This window comes from Halomonas halmophila, from assembly GCF_006540005.1.
Taxonomy (GTDB): domain Bacteria; phylum Pseudomonadota; class Gammaproteobacteria; order Pseudomonadales; family Halomonadaceae; genus Halomonas; species Halomonas halmophila.
In genome coordinates this window covers 13008-27629 of sequence record NZ_BJOC01000018.1, presented here as the reverse complement: position 1 = coordinate 27629, position 14622 = coordinate 13008, and the positions used below count along the sequence as shown (strand labels likewise).

The following is a 14622-nucleotide window of genomic DNA, read 5'->3' as shown; positions in this document are numbered from 1 at the left end:
GATCATCATGCAAGGAGCCCACCCGTGAATCCCGAGGACCTGGAACGACTGCTGACCCTGAAGATGCCGTTCGGCAAGTATGAGGGCACATTCATCGCCGACCTGCCCGGCCCCTACCTCAACTGGTTTGCCCGGGAAGGCTTCCCCTCCGGGGAGATCGGCCGGCTGCTGCACCTCATGCATGAAATCGATCATAATGGTCTCGGCCATCTGCTCGAGCCCCTTCGACAGTCATCGCCAACATGAGCGCACTTTCAAGGCCCCTATGCTACGCATTTCCAATACGGTCGAGCTGACCGAACAGGAGCTCGAGATCACCCAGATTCGCGCCCAGGGCGCGGGCGGCCAGAACGTCAACAAGGTGGCGTCGGCGGTTCATCTGCGGTTTGACATCCCACATTCGACGCTCCCTGCCTTCTACAAGGAGCGCTGGATGACGCTGCACGATCAGCGCATCAGCAAGGACGGCGTGGTCGTCATCAAGGCTCAGAACCATCGCACCCTGGAACTCAACAGGCAGGATGCCCTGGAGCGGCTGCGTCAGCTGATCCAGAACGCCGTCAAGCAGCGCAAGACCCGCAAGCCAACCAAACCGACCAAGGGCTCGCAGCGCCGCCGGGTCGACAAGAAGGTCAACAAGGGCAAAACCAAGGCGTTGCGCGGCAAGGTGAAGTTGTAAGGCCAACACAGCCCGGCCAGGCCCCTACGCCCCGGGTGACGGTGCCTATCCCGGGCAGTTCAATCGCCTCTATATTAGATAATAATTATACATTATTTTACATTTGTTGCTTTGTCATAATCTGTGCCGCCGACTCAGACTGAAACTGGTCGTTCGTCCCAGCGACCCAAGACTCTTCCACGTCGAGAGAGCTTTGATCGACGCAATGTCTTGGAGGGACATGGACATGGAAAGATATATCGCCGAGTTCTTCGGCACGCTCTGTCTGGTCTTGTTCGGTTGCGGCAGCATAGTGCTCAGCGCGAGTTATCCATCGCTGGGCATAGGTCTCCTGGGTATCGCCCTGGCCTTTGGTCTGACCATGCTGACCATGGCATTGGCCATCGGCCACATCTCCGGCTGCCACCTCAATCCCGCCGTTTCCGTCGGCCTATGGGCGGGTGGCCGCTTCCCGGGCAATGAACTGCCCTACTACATCGCCTCCCAGCTCATGGGGGCCCTGATTGCCGCCGGCATGCTGTACCTCATCGCCTCCGGCAAGCCCGGCTTCGATTTCTCGCAGGGGTTCGGTGCCAATGGTTATGGCGAGCATTCCCCGGGTGGCTACGATGTCGTCTCCGCCCTGCTGACCGAGACGCTCATGACCATGATCTACGTCTTCGTCATGCTGGGCGCCACCGACAAGCGTGCCCCCGCGAGGGTCGCGCCCTTCGCCGCCGGCCTGTGCCTGACGATGATCTACCTGATCAGCGTGCCGATCACCAATGGCTCGATCAATCCGGCACGCAGCACCAGCACGGCGATGTTTGTCGGAGACTGGGCCATGGACCAGCTGTGGCTGTTCTGGATCGCCCCCATGATCGGCGCCTTGCTGGGCGCCGTGGTGTACCGAATGATCAGTGGTGCCTGGGCAGAGGAAGATGCCGAAGAAGCCGCTCCCGAAACCGAGAAGGACCCGGGCCGCATCGTCTGACGCCGGGCTGCCCGAGCCGCTCCGCCAGCCACTTCCTCGCACGTTCCGGCTCCATGCCCCACCCTCGCGGCATGGGGTATAGTGGCAGGATCGGGAATGGCCATGATGACGACATTGCGATGGATGCCCTGATCGCGGCTGCGGGACGTGCGCTCGCGAAGGGTGAGCCGCTCGACGCACTGAACCGAATCGCCTTGCGCGAGGACGCGTCGGCCCTCGCCCTGAGAGGCATTGCCCTGGCGCAGCTCGGCGATCTCGCGCTGGCCCGGGAACGCCTGCGTGATGCCACACGCGCCTTCGGCTCGCGGGCGGCTGTGGCCCGAGCGCGATGCGTCGTCGCCGAGGCCGAGATCGCGCTCGTCTCGCGTGATCTCGGCTGGTCCGCGCCAGCCCTCGGCGACGCCCGTACCACCCTCGAGGCACACGGCGATCTCGTGAATGCCTCGCATGCCCGCCACCTCGAGGCCCGCCACCTGCTGCTGCGCGGTCGCCTCGACGCTGCCGACGAGATGCTCGCCGCCATCAATCCCGCTGCCCTGCCACCTGCCTTGCGGGCCGCCCACGAGCTCGTGCTGGCGGGGGTCGCGACAGGACGTCTCAAGACCGGCCGGGTCCATGCCGCACTCGCCAGGGCCGAGCAGGCCGCTCGTGCCGCTGGCATTCCGGCCCTGCTGGCGGAGATCGAAGCCGCTACCCGGGTGCTGCACACCCCCGCGGCGCGCCAGATGACGCGTGGCAACGAGCGTCCGCTCCTGCTTGCGGATGTCGAGGCTCTCCTGGCATCACAGGCCTTCGTGGTGGATGCGTGTCGTCATGTCGTGCGCCACACCGACACCCTGGTCTCGCTGACCCGGCGGCCGGTGCTGTTCGCGCTCGTGCGTATCCTGGGCGAGGCGTGGCCCGTCGACGTACCGCGGGAGACCCTTATCAAGCGCGCCTTCCGCACGCGCTACGTCGATGAAACGCATCGCGCGCGATTGCGGGTCGAGATCGGTCGGCTGCGCACGGCGCTACGCTCGCTGGCCTCGGTGAACGCGACGCGCCGCGGCTTCTCGCTGGTACCCGATGACGCTCACGAAGTCGTCGTGCTGGTGCCTCCCGACGATACCCCGCATGCCGATGTGCTGGCACTGCTCGCCGACGGCGAGGCCTGGTCGAGTTCGGCCCTGGCATTCGCTCTGGGAGTCAGCCAACGCACCGCTCAGCGCTCGCTCGATGCGCTGGCGACGACCGGTAAGGTACAGGCGTATGGCCGCGGCCGGGCGCGACGCTGGATGGCAGGCACCATCCCCGGATTCACGACAACCTTGTTACTCCCCGGTCCACTGCCGAGCGGCTAGCCTTGGTCAGGTAACCGACAACCCAGGAGAAGACAATGCAACGACATTCAGCCGAAGTGATACGCGAGTACGGCCCCTTCCCCGGCATCGACTGCGTGCATGGCGTGTCATTCGATGGCCGCTCCATCTGGCTGGCGACCGGCGAGACGCTGACCACCCTCGATCCGGACAGCGGCCACACAGGGCGTTCGGTGGATGCCGCCGCAACCGCCGGCACGGCCTTCGATGGCCAGCACCTGTTCCAGATCGCCGGCAAACGCATCCAGCGAATCGACCCGGAAACGGGGGACGTGCTCGCGACGATCCCCTCGCCCAACGGTGAGGATGACTCGGGACTGGCCTGGGCCGAAGGCACCCTCTGGGTGGGGCAGCACCATGGGCGCAAGATTATTCAGGTCGACCCCAGCACCGGCGAGGTGCTGCGCACCCTCGAATCCAACCGCATGGTCACCGGAGTCACCTGGGTCGACGGCGAACTCTGGCACGGCACCTGGGAAAACGGCGAAAGCGATGTGCGGCGGATCGACCCGCATACGGGCGAGGTCCAGCAGAGCCTCGACCTGCCGGGCGACACGGGCGTCTCGGGCCTCGAGTCCGACGGGGCCGACCGCTTCTGCTGCGGCGGCGGACCCACCGGCCGGCTGAGGACCATCCGCCGCCCGCAGCGGGATATGTGACCTTTCCCGCCCCTCGGCCATGGTGTCCCCAGCCACCATGGCCCGGGATGCCGCTTCACGGTAGGACGGCGCGCCAACCAGGCATGATCTTCGCCAGGCTGCGGCTTTGGGTGGAACATGGTCAGACGCCGACGCCCATTCGGGATGTCCTGGCTTCAGTCGAAGAAACGACAGGGTCCCCGGCGATCACAGACACCCCGAACGAAAGCTCGCATCTCTTCCGGATCACCCAGGACCACCGTCAGGTCAGGCAGATCCTACTTCGACAAGCGGCAGACGGACAGCCTTCAGCGATCCGAAAGCGCCAGTTGAACCCCTAGGTTTTGTACGAAAAGTCCGCTCGCAGGCAACGGTCTATGCAAGCCAGGCATACCATGGCGGCAAAGCTACTAACGAGCTTGTCATATCGCGTGGCTATGCGCCGTAGCTCCTTGAGCCAGCCGAAGCCGCGTTCGATGACGTTTCGCTCCCGGTACTTAGGCTTGTCGAAACCACGAGGTAGTCCAGGCCGCGGTCGCCGCTTCATCTTGCGCTGCGCAATGACTGGCTTCATGCGTTGCCGGTAACAGTAACGGCGTAATGCATCGCTGTCGTAACCCTTGTCTGCCACGATATGGCGACAGCGCTTCCGGGGCCGACCTACTTGTCCCGGCAGGTGGATCGACTCCATCGTGGGCATGAAATGCTGGGTGTCGCCATCCTGACCCGGCGACAGTGTGAAAGTCAGCGGCCAGCCATGCCGGTCGCAGACCATGTGGATCTTAGTGGTCAGACCGCCTCGGCTCCGTCCCAGCCCATGATCTATGGGTTCTTTCGATCCCCCTTTTTACCGCCGCCAGAGGCGGCGCGGGTGGCCCGGATCGACGTGGAATCAATCATCCAAGTGTCCAGATCCATCAACCCGTCTTCACGCAGCTTGAGATGGAGCCGATCCAGAACAGCCTCGAAGGTGCCATCATCGCGCCATTGACGGAAGCGCTCATACACCGTGGTCCAGGGGCCATAGCGCTCAGGCAAGTCGCGCCATTTGGCCCCCGAACATAGCACCCAGAAGATGCCATTCAATACCTGGCGGTCATCCCGTCTCGGCCGCCCCATCGTCTGGGGCGGCGAGACGATGTCTTCGATCAGTGACCAGCTGTTCTCGGATAGCTCGTAGCGCCCTGTCATACGTCACCTATGCAGCCTTGGCATGGGCAAAAGTAGCAAAACTCACTTTTCGTACAAAACCTAGCCCCGCGAAGGCACCGGAAAAGCTGCGCCTCAACCAGGCCTGTACCCTGGGCGACTCGACGACGCCCCGGCGGAAAGCGTGCGCCAGACAACCGTATCCGACGAAGACGACAAGGGTCATCGACATGAAAACGGCACTGAGCCACAACAGCTGCAGCATCCCTGGCGCCGCGCCGGGCACCACAAACTGCGGCAAAAACGCCATGAAGAAGATGGTCAACTTGGGATTCAGGCTGTTGATCAACATCGCCTTGGTGATGAGGCTCAGCGCGCTGGATCGAGTGACGCTCTCGTCCAGCGAAAAGGCCGAACGATCCCGCCAGGTTGCATAGGCCAGATAGAGCAGATAGACGACCCCGGCAAACTTGAGTACCTGGAAAGCGACCGCGCTGGTATGCAGGATGGCTGCCAGGCCGAGCACCGTGGCCAGCAGATGGGGCACGATACCGGCCGTGCAACCCAGGGCTGTGTAGAGGCTTGCGACACGCCCCTGAGTCAGCCCTGCCGCCACCGTGCACACCACGCCGGCGCCGGGCACCAGAACCACGATCAGAGACGTGACCAGAAACTCGATGGATACCATGTCAGCCTACCTTCGACAGTTCGAATGAAAATGAGCGGACTTCGAGTCTAGATCATCCTGGACAGACCGACGAACACGCATATGCTTCGTTCTGCGCGGCGCTGAAGCTCGGGACGATGCATTCATTTCGAGCGTTCGACACATTCAGCACGCGCAATCACTCGCTCGCGCGGCCAGCGCACCTTCTTTAGCCCGGCGAGCCAGTCGGTTTCCGTGTCACGATAACCGAGCATCACCACCACGGCACTGCGCAGCCCCCGGGCCGGAAGCTCCAAAACCTCATCGAGGGCCGCCGGATCGAAGCCCTCCATGGGCGTGGCATCGACTCGCTCCATGGCGGCGGCCGTCAACACCATGCCCATCGCCAGGTAGGCCTGCCGGGCGGCCCACTGGTGCCGCGCCTGTGATGTCGACAAGCGACCGACCGCACCCGCCACGGTCTGGCGATAACCGTCCAGGGATGCCAGCTCCACCCCGCGTTCCTCGGCAGTCAGTGTCATCAACTGGTCGACCTCGGCCTCGCCGATGCTCTCCCAGGTAGCAAACACCAGCAGATGGGATCCCTCGACGATCTGGGGCTGGTGGAACATCGCCGGCTGACAGCGCTCGCGCAGTTCCGGCGTATCGACCACCACCACCGAGTACGGCTGCAAACCATAGGACGAGGGCGCCAGATGTGCTGTATCCAGGATACGCTCCACCGTTATCTCGGGAACGCGACGGCCATTCATTCGCTTGGCGGCATAGCGCCAGTTCAACGCCGTATCCAACATTTCAAGACTCCTTGGGTTGATGCGCAGCAGAGCGCGTCGAGGATTGTGCGGCACGCCAGGCCGCATACTGGAAAACCAGGGTGCCGGCAATGACCAGGCCACCGGCGACCGCCAGATTGGGCGGCGCCGACTCCCCCAGGAAGAGCACGGCGATAGCGGTACCCATGACGGCAGCGACGGTACCGATCTGACTCAGGTAGACCGGGCCGGCCAACCGCTGAAGAATGAAGAAGAACAGGTACAGGACCGTGAAGATTCCCGTCTCGACCAACAGCAGGCCGACTGCCGCAGGTGAGGCGAATAGCGCTCCGATATGCGCCGATTCGGTACTGATCGCGACCGGCAGCAATCCGAGGGCAGCGCCCGCCAGCACCAGTCCGGTGAGATAGGCGAGCGGCACACCCTCCGGCCAGCGCCATGTCCGATAGATATTGCCCATGGCCAGCGTCAGGGGCAGCAGCAAGATCAGCAATGACCAGCCCAATTGGCCACCACCGACGCTGGCCTTGGACAAGGCCAGCACGACGCCACCGGTCAGCCCCAGCAACACGCCGCCCAACCGGTCCCAACGCAGAGATTCCATTCGCAGGAGCACCGCCAGCAACCAGGTCACCAATATCGGGAAAGCGAAGCTCAACGAGACGAATCCCGCTCCGACATGGCGCACCGCTAGAAAGCCAAGTGCATTGGGCATGGCCATCAGAATCCCGGAAACCAGTGCGTACTCGATGATGCGGCGGTCGACCCGCCAGCGCGCCCGTTTCGGCAACGACAGCAACAGCAAGGCAGCACTGGCGCCGGCCATGGCCACCATCAGGAAGGTGAGTCGCGGCAATGCCATCGCGTCGGCGAACTTGGCAACGCTCAGCGACAGGGCCAGCAGAGTGCCCACCAGCAACAGGCAGCCCAGCGCCTTGATGACATCGGTCTTGTGTCCCGTGGGTGTATTCGCCATTCTGTGCTCCTCTATCTCATCGTCGTGTATCACGACAAAAAGAATCTTAGTATCAAGATAAATGGATGGCAAGTCCTATGGACCGAGTCAGTGTCGCAATCGACCAGTGGCGCCGGGAATGCCCCGAGCTCGAGCTGCTTCCCATGGAGCTGACCGCCCGGCTGGGGGCCGTCAGTCGGCATATCACCCAGGATTACCTGGAGCCCTTCTTCAACGAACGCGGCGTGCAACCGAGAGAGTTCGACGTGCTCGCGACCTTGCGTCGCGCCGGCGAACCCTACGCCCTGACACCGACCCAGTTGTTCAAGGTGCTGATGTTTTCCTCGGGCGGCATGACCAACCAGCTCGACCGCCTGGAAAAGGCCGGTTTGATCGCGCGTCGCCCCAACCCGGACGACCGCCGCAGCATGCTGGTGACGCTGACGGCAGCAGGGCTCGAGCTCGTGGACAGTACCCTCGCGCCGCACGTGGACAACGAAGCCCGGGCGCTCTCGCCGCTTAGCGATGAGGAGCAGCGCACACTGAATGCGCTGCTGGCCAAGCTGATGAAGGGGTTGGAAGCGGATGTTTGACGGTGCGGACCATCGTCCGTCACCGACACTGCCGGCATGTCCATGCGGGTGGCCGACACGCAGTTACAGCCAGCGCTTGCGTCGGAACAGATACAGCATGCCGGCCACCAGTGCCAGCATGACGCCAAGCAGCAGGAAGTAGCCATAGCGCCACCCAAGCTCGGGCATGTGGGCGAAGTTCATGCCATACAGCCCGGCCAGGAAGCTCAGCGGCACGAAGATGGCGGTAATCACCGTCAGGATGCGCATGGTGCTGTTGAGCTGGTGGGAGGACAGCGAGAGATAGCCGTCCACCAGATCGCCGCAGATGTCGTAGTACATCTGGGTCAGTGTCAGCAGACGATCGAAACGCTCATGCACATCATTGATGGCGTGCAGCGTTTCCTCCTTGGACCGCGACAGATGCTGGTAATCCGAGCCGAGCAGTTCCTGGGTAATGCCAACGTGATAGTTGAAGATACGGCGCATCTTCACCAGCCGCGAACGATAGGCGATCACGCGGCGCATCAGGGCATCGCTGCCGTCATTGACCAGCGCGTCCTCGATACCGCTGAGCTGGGTGTCGAACTCCAGCAGGCTATCCAGATAGAAGCCGGCCGAGGTGTACATGACGCGCAGCGCCACATACTCCGGTGAGCGCTCGAGCAGACGAGCGCCCTCGCGCTCGAACAAGCGGTCGATGCTCATGGCCCTCCCCGGATGCAGACTGATCAGGAAGCGCTCACCGAGCACGAACACCATCTGCTGGGGCACATAATCCAGCTCGCTGTCGAAGGCCGAAATGCCGCGGTAGAGAATCAGCGTGTGGTGGTCGAATTCCTCGATCTTGGGCGGGTGCAGATCGCGCAGGGCATCGTCGACGGCCATCGGATGGCAATCGAAGGCTTCGAGCAGCGCACGTTTGCTGTCGGCATCCTCGCCCTGCAGGTCGATCCAGATGCGGCTCTCGGGCGAGTCGCGCCAGGTCGCGATCTGTTCTTCGCCGCCGGGCGTCGCCTGGCCTTGCGTATCGAGCAGCAGGGTTCGAATCATCGTCTTGTCATCTCTCGGTGATAATCTGATATGCCAAGATACGCCATGGCCTGCGGGCCGGACCATACCTCATGGGCTCTGCCGAAGCCTGGCCTGGCCGCCATCCATCGCACTGCACGGGTTGCCCCTCATCATGACACCATCGCCTGAAAGCCGCCCTGCCAGGGAAGTGTTTCGCGCCTTTCTGTTGCTCGGACTGACCGCCTTCGGCGGTCCGGTGGCCCACCTGGGCTATTTCCGCGAGGCATTCGTCAAGCGTCGCCAATGGCTCGATGAACATGCCTACGCGGATCTGGTGGCGCTGTGTCAGTTCCTGCCCGGCCCGGCGAGCAGCCAGGTGGGATTCGCCCTCGGGATGATGCGGGCAGGCCCGCTGGGCGGCCTGGCGGCCTGGACGGCTTTCACCCTGCCCTCGGCGCTGCTGCTGATGCTGTTCGCACTGGGGGCCGGCAGCCTCGACGGTGTGGTCGGCAACGGCCTGCTGCAGGGCCTCAAGGTGGTGGCCGTGGCCATCGTCGCCCATGCGGTCTGGGGCATGGCACGCAATCTCTGCCCGGACAGTCAACGGGCCGGTATTGCCGTCGCCGCCACCCTGCTGGTCACGGCGCTGGGGGGCACCTTGGGTCAGGTCGTGACCATCGTGCTCGGCGGACTGGCCGGCCTGCTGTTCTGCCGTGACAGCACCGAGGCACGGCCACCGGTGCCGGGCATCGGCATTTCCCGCCGCGGCGGCCTGCTCTGCCTGGGCCTGTTCCTGGCCCTGCTGCTGGGTCTACCGATGCTGGCGGCGACGGGGTCGGGCCTGGCCCTGTTCGATGCCTTCTACCGCGCCGGCGCCCTGGTATTCGGTGGAGGGCATGTGGTGTTGCCACTGCTGGAAGCCGCCGTCGTGCAGCCCGGCTGGGTGAGTGCCGACGACTTCCTGGCCGGCTATGGGGCGGCCCAGGCGGTGCCCGGCCCGCTCTTCACCTTCTCGGCCTATCTGGGCATGGCGGCCGATACGGTGCCCGGGGGCCTGATCGGGGCGGGACTGGCCCTGGTGGCCATCTTCCTGCCGGGCATGCTGTTGTTGATGGCGGCGCTGCCGTTCTGGAACAGCCTGCGCGAGCGCACCACCATCCAGGCGCTGATGCGCGGCGCCAATGCCGCCGTGGTGGGGCTGCTGGTGGCCACGCTGTATCAGCCGGTGTGGACCAGCGCGATCCTCGGGCCCCGCGAATTCGCGCTGGCGCTAGTCGGCTTCACGCTGCTGGCCGTCTGGCGACAGCCGGCCTGGATGGCCGTGCTGGTATGCGGCCTGGGTGGTGTGGTGCTGAACCTGGTGCCTGCCTGACACGGCGCCAGCCGCATCATCGTCAGGCGCCTGGCGAGAAGCGGCAGGTACGAAAAGTCCTTACCAGCTCGCCTCGTGGTCGGCCTTCAGTCGATAGAATTCATCGACGATGTCATCCATGGCGCCGGCGTCATAGTCACACAGGCCGCTGACGACCAGCTTCTTGGCGCCACTGCCGATCTCCTCGCCACCGGCGACGATGCGGAAGTCCAGCTTCACGTCGCCGCGCTTGCCGGCCACGTCCAGTGACGACGCCAGCAGCTCCAGGCCGGGGTCGTCCCCATCCAGGCGGTTCAGCGAGAATCCCATGCTGTCGTAGATCACCAGCGGACGGCGCGGATTGAACATGACGCCATGATCTTCCATCAACGGCTTGAGGTAATGCGGAAAGTTCTTGCCGGAAAACGCCACATAGCAGCGCGTGAAGGCCTCCACCACGGCTTCGTCGTGAGTGACCTCGCCATCACGACACACCTCGAGATAACACTTGTCGGCATCGTCCAGCACCCGGATCACACCGTCCTCGCCCTCGCTGAAGGTCAGCGGCACACTGTCGCCGACCATGCTCAGGAAACGGAAGGTCATGTTCTGTGACAGCCCGAAGTGCGCCAGTACCAGCGCGAACAAGAGGTCTCCCGGGACGCAGAAACGCCGCGCATCCGCATTGTGGATAGGGTTGTAGTCACCGGCCACACGTTTGGCGAAGCGGCTCGCTTGATCGGCGGTTATGTGAATGCGCGAGCCCGTGCGCGAGTGATAATCGTCGAGAAACATGCGTCGAAGTCTGCCTGTGTCATTGGCGTTGCTGAACTCATCCGGCATCCCGGCCGGCACCTGCAAATGATGCCATAAAAATCCCCTCGCGGGGCGCCCTTCTGGGCCCCGGGGCATCTCCCGGCATGTTGCGCCGACTGTCAAGCATATCGTTATCTCCTACCAAAGGGGCAGGCCAAACCACCATGTCAACGCTTACAAAATGGTAAGATTTGCGGGATTTTCCGCCCTTTTTCGGCCATTTAACAAACAGGTTAATAATGATGCTGCAAAGTTTCTGTCGCCCCGCACACAGATCACGACGTGGCCCCCTTCTCACGCCCCGGCTGATGCTGGCCTGCATCGCCTTGCTGACCCTGTTCCCGACGCTACCGGCCTTTGCCGCCACTGGCGGGCTCGACCTCACCACCTCCTTCGTCGGTTTCCTCGCGGTCGCCGTCTTCGTCCTGGCTTATGCGCTGGTCATGGCCGAAGAAAAGCTGCACATGCGCAAGTCCAAGCCGGTACTGGTCGCGGCCGGCATCATCTGGGGCCTGATCGGCTGGGTGTACGTCAAGGCCGGCATGCCCAGCGAGTCGGAGCACGCCTTTCGCGAAACCCTGCTCGAATTCAGTGAGCTCATGCTTTTCCTGCTGGTGGCGATGACTTATATCAACGCCATGGAAGAGCGCAATGTGTTCGATGCGCTGCGCTCCTGGATGGTCCGCAAGGGCTTCAGCTATCGCATGCTGTTCTGGCTCACCGGGGTGCTGGCCTTCGTCATCTCGCCGATCGCCGACAACCTGACAACCGCCCTGCTGATGTGTGCCGTGATCACCAAGGTTGCCGAAGGCGACAAGCGTTTCATCAACCTGGCCTGCGTGAACATCGTGGTAGCGGCCAATGCCGGCGGCGCCTTCAGTCCGTTCGGTGACATCACTACCCTGATGGTCTGGCAGGCGGGTCTGGTGCACTTCCAGGAGTTCTTCGCGCTGCTGGTGCCGTCACTGGTCAACTTCCTGATCCCCGCCCTGGTGATGAGCTGCTTCATCCAGAACCGCAAGCCTGCCGGGGTCGAGGAAGATATCTGGCTCAAGCGCGGGGCGCGGCGCATCATCTGCCTGTTCTTCCTGACCGTGGCCACCGCCGTGGCCTGCCACACCCTGCTTCACCTGCCCCCGGTACTCGGCATGATGACCGGCCTGGGCTATCTGCAGTTCTTCGGCTATTACCTGCGCCAGAGCCTGCCGCGCTCTCTGGAACGCAAGCGCAGCCGCTACACCCAGCGTGGTGACTGGAAGAAGCTCGAACAGCTGGGCAGTGTGGTGCCCTTCGATGTCTTCAACCGCGTGGCACGCGCCGAGTGGGATACGCTGCTGTTCTTCTATGGCGTGGTCATGTGCGTCGGCGGCCTGGGCTTCATGGGCTACCTGGGGCTGCTTTCCGATGTGCTCTATACCCAGTGGCATGCCACCTGGGCCAATGTCGCCCTGGGCGTGGTCTCGGCGGTGGTTGATAACATTCCGGTGATGTTCGCCGTTATCTCCATGGAGCCCGAAATGTCCCATGGCCACTGGCTGTTGATCACCCTGACGGCCGGGGTCGGCGGCAGCCTGCTGTCCATTGGTTCGGCTGCCGGCGTGGCGTTGATGGGCCAGGCACGCGGCAACTATACCTTCATGGGCCACTTGCGCTGGACCCCGGTGATCGCCCTGGGCTACATCGCCAGCGTCATGGCCCACCTGTGGATCAACGCCGATACCTTTACGGTCTTCGGCTGATGCCACTACTCGCCCGGTGCACCACTCCGGGCGGGGCTTTCCACCTTGACCGGTAGCCTCACCAGTGACTTAGATCGGGCCCGGGGTAGAGTCGTTCCGGCCAGTCCAGCAGCATGATGGCCAGGACATTGCGGTGTTCGCCCTGGACAGGGTCGAGACCACCCTGTTCGGCAGGCACCATGCGCGCCTCGGGGCTGTACCTGGCCAGCAACGCCTCACGCAAGCGACGAACCGTGGGGTCGCCCTCACGTCCCGCCAGCAGGAAGCTGATACCGACTTCGGTAAAGATATCGGCCTTGGTATCCCGCAGGATCCGCTCCAGATCGGCGGCGAATTCCTCCAGTATCCAACCGAACTCGTCGGCCGACACCGGCCGCTGATAGTAGTCGCTGGCCGCGATCACGAAGTGCGTCATGCCGTAGATCTTGTTGCGATAGGAAGGCCGGGGCAGACCGGCATCGCGCTCGGCAGGATAGTGGGCACGAAAGGCCTGGATCGAGGCCTGGCGCAGATCGGCCACGCCCAGCTCATCCAGGTAATAGACCAGGTTGGCCACCTGGGCGGCATAGACTTCCAGCGGTCCCGGCGCCGTCACAAAGGCGCGAAAGTCGAGGCTGCGCAGATAGTCCAGTGCCTGACGATAGCCCGGCAGGTCCGTTTCGTTGAGCAGCCCGTGGTAGCTGGCCTGGGTGAGCCGGAAGGCCAGCCCCTTGGCATAGGCGATATCGCCCCACTCGGCCAGCATCTGCTTGCGGCGGCGCTGCTTGGCAGTACGCTCCGGGTAGCCATGGCGCGCGTCCGCGGCGCGTTGCGCCACCACGGCCGGCTGACTCAGCCCCGGGATCTCCGCGCGCAGTTCCTCGACCAGTTGCTCGCCATAGGCGCGATTGAGCGGCAGGTAGCGTGCCTCGCCGGTCATGCGATATAGGCGTTGTGCATAGTGACGCCGATCACTCATCGGCAGCTCCGGCAGGATGGCCTCGTAATGCTGACGGATCTCAGTGGCCACCCGGGTGTAATCTGCCTCGTCGTGATGCACATCGGCGGCACAGCCACCGAGCCACAGCAGCAGGAGCAGCCAGGCCAGGCGCGGCCGGGCGATATGCCATGACGGCAACGCTATCATGCCCGATCCTTGCGGCGCGCCGCGCGTTCGGGCGGCAGCAGCTTGACGCGCGCCTTGGGCCGACGACGCGGCGCCGGGGCTTCGCCTTCCCTGGTAGGCGGTGCCGGGCGCTCGACCTCGACCCAGGCAAAGACCGGCAGAGCCAACCGCCAACGAATCGCCGCCAGGCGCAGGCCCAGGGTAATGGCCAGGCCGCCGCCCATGGCAGCCAACAGGGTCGTACCGAGGGCCTGCAGGCCGACGAAGGTCATGCCACCGGCGATGGAGGCCGTGGCATAGATTTCCTGGCGCAGCACCATGGGTACCCGCCGCGCCAGCACATCACGCATCATGCCGCCGGCCACCCCTGTCAGCAGCCCCATCAGCACCGCCACGACGCCCGAGGTCTCGAGCAGCAGCGCCTTGTGGGCGCCGAGCACCGTGAACAGTGCCAGGCCGCAGGCATCCGCCACCGGCAGGAAGACCCGCGACAGGCGATGAATGTAATGGAAGCCCAGGATGGACAGCCCGACCGTGGCCAGGATGACCCACAGATAGGCCGGATCCTCGACCCAGAACACCGGCCGCACCCCGAGTACCAGGTCACGCAGGGTGCCACCGCCAATGCCCGTCATGGCGGCCAGCACCAGCATGCCGAAGGGATCCATGCGCGACCGGCAGGCGAGTATCACCCCCGATAGCGCGAAGACGATCACCCCCATCATGTCCAACCAGTAGACCACACCCGTCACTTGCTACCTCCCTGCTTCAACACCCCGAAACTTCCCCCGGCGACCCTGAACGGATCCATGTTGCTTCCCATCAACTGGCAA

General features: G+C 63.8%; 16 protein-coding genes. 8 read left to right on the top strand and 8 right to left on the bottom strand.

Going from position 1 to position 14622, the window contains the following annotated elements; all coding sequences use genetic code 11:
* Window positions 1-24: 24 nt before the first annotated feature.
* The 5 genes from HHA01_RS06325 (at window position 25) to HHA01_RS06305 (ending at window position 3669) form a co-directional block, all read left to right on the top strand.
* A complete protein-coding gene (locus HHA01_RS06325; RefSeq protein WP_141318854.1) occupies window positions 25-246 on the top strand; it encodes a DUF3820 family protein in 222 nt (73 codons plus the stop codon).
* A gap of 19 nt (window positions 247-265) precedes the next feature.
* A complete protein-coding gene (gene arfB, locus HHA01_RS06320) occupies window positions 266-679 on the top strand; it encodes an alternative ribosome rescue aminoacyl-tRNA hydrolase ArfB (RefSeq protein ID WP_141318852.1) in 414 nt (137 codons plus the stop codon).
* Window positions 680-905: 226 nt separating this feature from the next.
* Window positions 906-1652 (top strand): aquaporin Z, encoded by a 747-nt coding sequence (gene aqpZ / locus HHA01_RS06315; RefSeq protein ID WP_141318850.1) that lies wholly within the window; start codon window positions 906-908, stop codon window positions 1650-1652.
* Window positions 1653-1705: 53 nt separating this feature from the next.
* Window positions 1706-2992 (top strand): winged helix-turn-helix domain-containing protein, encoded by a 1287-nt coding sequence (locus tag HHA01_RS06310; RefSeq protein WP_246053829.1) that lies wholly within the window; start codon window positions 1706-1708, stop codon window positions 2990-2992.
* Between the two features lie 35 nt (window positions 2993-3027).
* A complete protein-coding gene (locus tag HHA01_RS06305) occupies window positions 3028-3669 on the top strand; it encodes an NHL repeat-containing protein (protein ID WP_141318848.1) in 642 nt (213 codons plus the stop codon).
* 316 nt (window positions 3670-3985) lie between these two features.
* Here HHA01_RS06305 and HHA01_RS06300 read toward each other — a convergent pair.
* From HHA01_RS06300 to HHA01_RS06285, 4 genes are all read right to left on the bottom strand, one after another.
* Window positions 3986-4839, bottom strand: a protein-coding gene (locus HHA01_RS06300; RefSeq protein WP_141318846.1) for an IS5 family transposase whose coding sequence is annotated in 2 segments (ribosomal slippage) — window positions 3986-4497 and window positions 4497-4839 — 855 coding nt in all. Because the reading frame shifts where the segments join, the coding sequence is not laid out codon by codon here.
* 7 nt (window positions 4840-4846) lie between these two features.
* Window positions 4847-5485 carry a LysE family translocator gene (locus HHA01_RS06295; RefSeq protein ID WP_141318844.1) on the bottom strand — a complete coding sequence of 213 codons (639 nt, stop codon included), beginning with the start codon at window positions 5483-5485 and terminating at the stop codon, window positions 4847-4849.
* Between the two features lie 122 nt (window positions 5486-5607).
* The gene (locus HHA01_RS06290) at window positions 5608-6258 is read right to left on the bottom strand and encodes an NAD(P)H-dependent oxidoreductase (protein ID WP_141318842.1); all 651 of its coding nucleotides are present in this window, start codon (window positions 6256-6258) and stop codon (window positions 5608-5610) included.
* Between the two features lies 1 nt (window position 6259).
* Window positions 6260-7213: a DMT family transporter gene (locus tag HHA01_RS06285; protein WP_141318840.1), complete on the bottom strand. Its 954-nt coding sequence runs from the start codon at window positions 7211-7213 to the stop codon at window positions 6260-6262.
* Window positions 7214-7290: 77 nt separating this feature from the next.
* Between HHA01_RS06285 and HHA01_RS06280 the strand changes: the two genes are divergently transcribed.
* Window positions 7291-7785, top strand: coding sequence for a MarR family winged helix-turn-helix transcriptional regulator (locus HHA01_RS06280; RefSeq protein ID WP_141318838.1), 495 nt, complete (start codon window positions 7291-7293; stop codon window positions 7783-7785).
* 63 nt (window positions 7786-7848) lie between these two features.
* Here the strand turns inward: HHA01_RS06280 and HHA01_RS06275 are convergent, their stop codons facing one another.
* A complete protein-coding gene (locus HHA01_RS06275; RefSeq protein WP_141318836.1) occupies window positions 7849-8817 on the bottom strand; it encodes a magnesium transporter CorA family protein in 969 nt (322 codons plus the stop codon).
* A gap of 133 nt (window positions 8818-8950) precedes the next feature.
* Here HHA01_RS06275 and chrA point away from each other — a divergent pair, with 133 nt between their 5' ends.
* Entirely contained in the window at window positions 8951-10150 is a 1200-nt protein-coding gene (gene chrA, locus HHA01_RS06270; RefSeq protein ID WP_141318834.1) for a chromate efflux transporter, read from the top strand.
* 60 nt (window positions 10151-10210) lie between these two features.
* Here the strand turns inward: chrA and HHA01_RS06265 are convergent, their stop codons facing one another.
* Window positions 10211-10924, bottom strand: a complete 714-nt coding sequence (locus tag HHA01_RS06265; RefSeq protein WP_141318832.1) for a DUF3581 family protein — start codon at window positions 10922-10924, stop codon at window positions 10211-10213.
* Window positions 10925-11253: 329 nt separating this feature from the next.
* Between HHA01_RS06265 and nhaD the strand changes: the two genes are divergently transcribed.
* A complete protein-coding gene (gene nhaD, locus HHA01_RS06260) occupies window positions 11254-12684 on the top strand; it encodes a sodium:proton antiporter NhaD (RefSeq protein ID WP_246053828.1) in 1431 nt (476 codons plus the stop codon).
* A 58-nt stretch (window positions 12685-12742) separates the two neighbouring features.
* Here nhaD and HHA01_RS06255 read toward each other — a convergent pair whose 3' ends face one another.
* Together HHA01_RS06255 and HHA01_RS06250 are read right to left on the bottom strand one after the other, a co-directional pair.
* Window positions 12743-13810, bottom strand: a complete 1068-nt coding sequence (locus HHA01_RS06255) for a DUF3541 domain-containing protein (protein ID WP_141318828.1) — start codon at window positions 13808-13810, stop codon at window positions 12743-12745.
* Window positions 13807-14541 (bottom strand): trimeric intracellular cation channel family protein, encoded by a 735-nt coding sequence (locus HHA01_RS06250; RefSeq protein WP_141318826.1) that lies wholly within the window; start codon window positions 14539-14541, stop codon window positions 13807-13809. Before HHA01_RS06250 ends, HHA01_RS06255 begins: the two co-directional genes overlap by 4 nt.
* Window positions 14542-14622: the final 81 nt, after the last annotated feature.

Excerpts from the sequence above, each read along its gene's own strand:
- arfB (WP_141318852.1), top strand. The coding sequence starts at position 266 with ATGCTACGCATTTCCAATACGGTCGAGCTGACCGAACAGGAGCTCGAG.
- aqpZ (WP_141318850.1), top strand. The coding sequence starts at position 906 with ATGGAAAGATATATCGCCGAGTTCTTCGGCACGCTCTGTCTGGTCTTG.
- HHA01_RS06310 (WP_246053829.1), top strand. The coding sequence starts at position 1,706 with ATGCCCCACCCTCGCGGCATGGGGTATAGTGGCAGGATCGGGAATGGC.
- HHA01_RS06305 (WP_141318848.1), top strand. The coding sequence starts at position 3,028 with ATGCAACGACATTCAGCCGAAGTGATACGCGAGTACGGCCCCTTCCCC.
- HHA01_RS06295 (WP_141318844.1), bottom strand. The coding sequence starts at position 5,485 with ATGGTATCCATCGAGTTTCTGGTCACGTCTCTGATCGTGGTTCTGGTG.
- HHA01_RS06290 (WP_141318842.1), bottom strand. The coding sequence starts at position 6,258 with ATGTTGGATACGGCGTTGAACTGGCGCTATGCCGCCAAGCGAATGAAT.
- HHA01_RS06285 (WP_141318840.1), bottom strand. The coding sequence starts at position 7,213 with ATGGCGAATACACCCACGGGACACAAGACCGATGTCATCAAGGCGCTG.
- HHA01_RS06280 (WP_141318838.1), top strand. The coding sequence starts at position 7,291 with ATGGACCGAGTCAGTGTCGCAATCGACCAGTGGCGCCGGGAATGCCCC.
- HHA01_RS06275 (WP_141318836.1), bottom strand. The coding sequence starts at position 8,817 with ATGATTCGAACCCTGCTGCTCGATACGCAAGGCCAGGCGACGCCCGGC.
- chrA (WP_141318834.1), top strand. The coding sequence starts at position 8,951 with ATGACACCATCGCCTGAAAGCCGCCCTGCCAGGGAAGTGTTTCGCGCC.
- HHA01_RS06265 (WP_141318832.1), bottom strand. The coding sequence starts at position 10,924 with ATGTTTCTCGACGATTATCACTCGCGCACGGGCTCGCGCATTCACATA.
- nhaD (WP_246053828.1), top strand. The coding sequence starts at position 11,254 with ATGCTGGCCTGCATCGCCTTGCTGACCCTGTTCCCGACGCTACCGGCC.
- HHA01_RS06255 (WP_141318828.1), bottom strand. The coding sequence starts at position 13,810 with ATGATAGCGTTGCCGTCATGGCATATCGCCCGGCCGCGCCTGGCCTGG.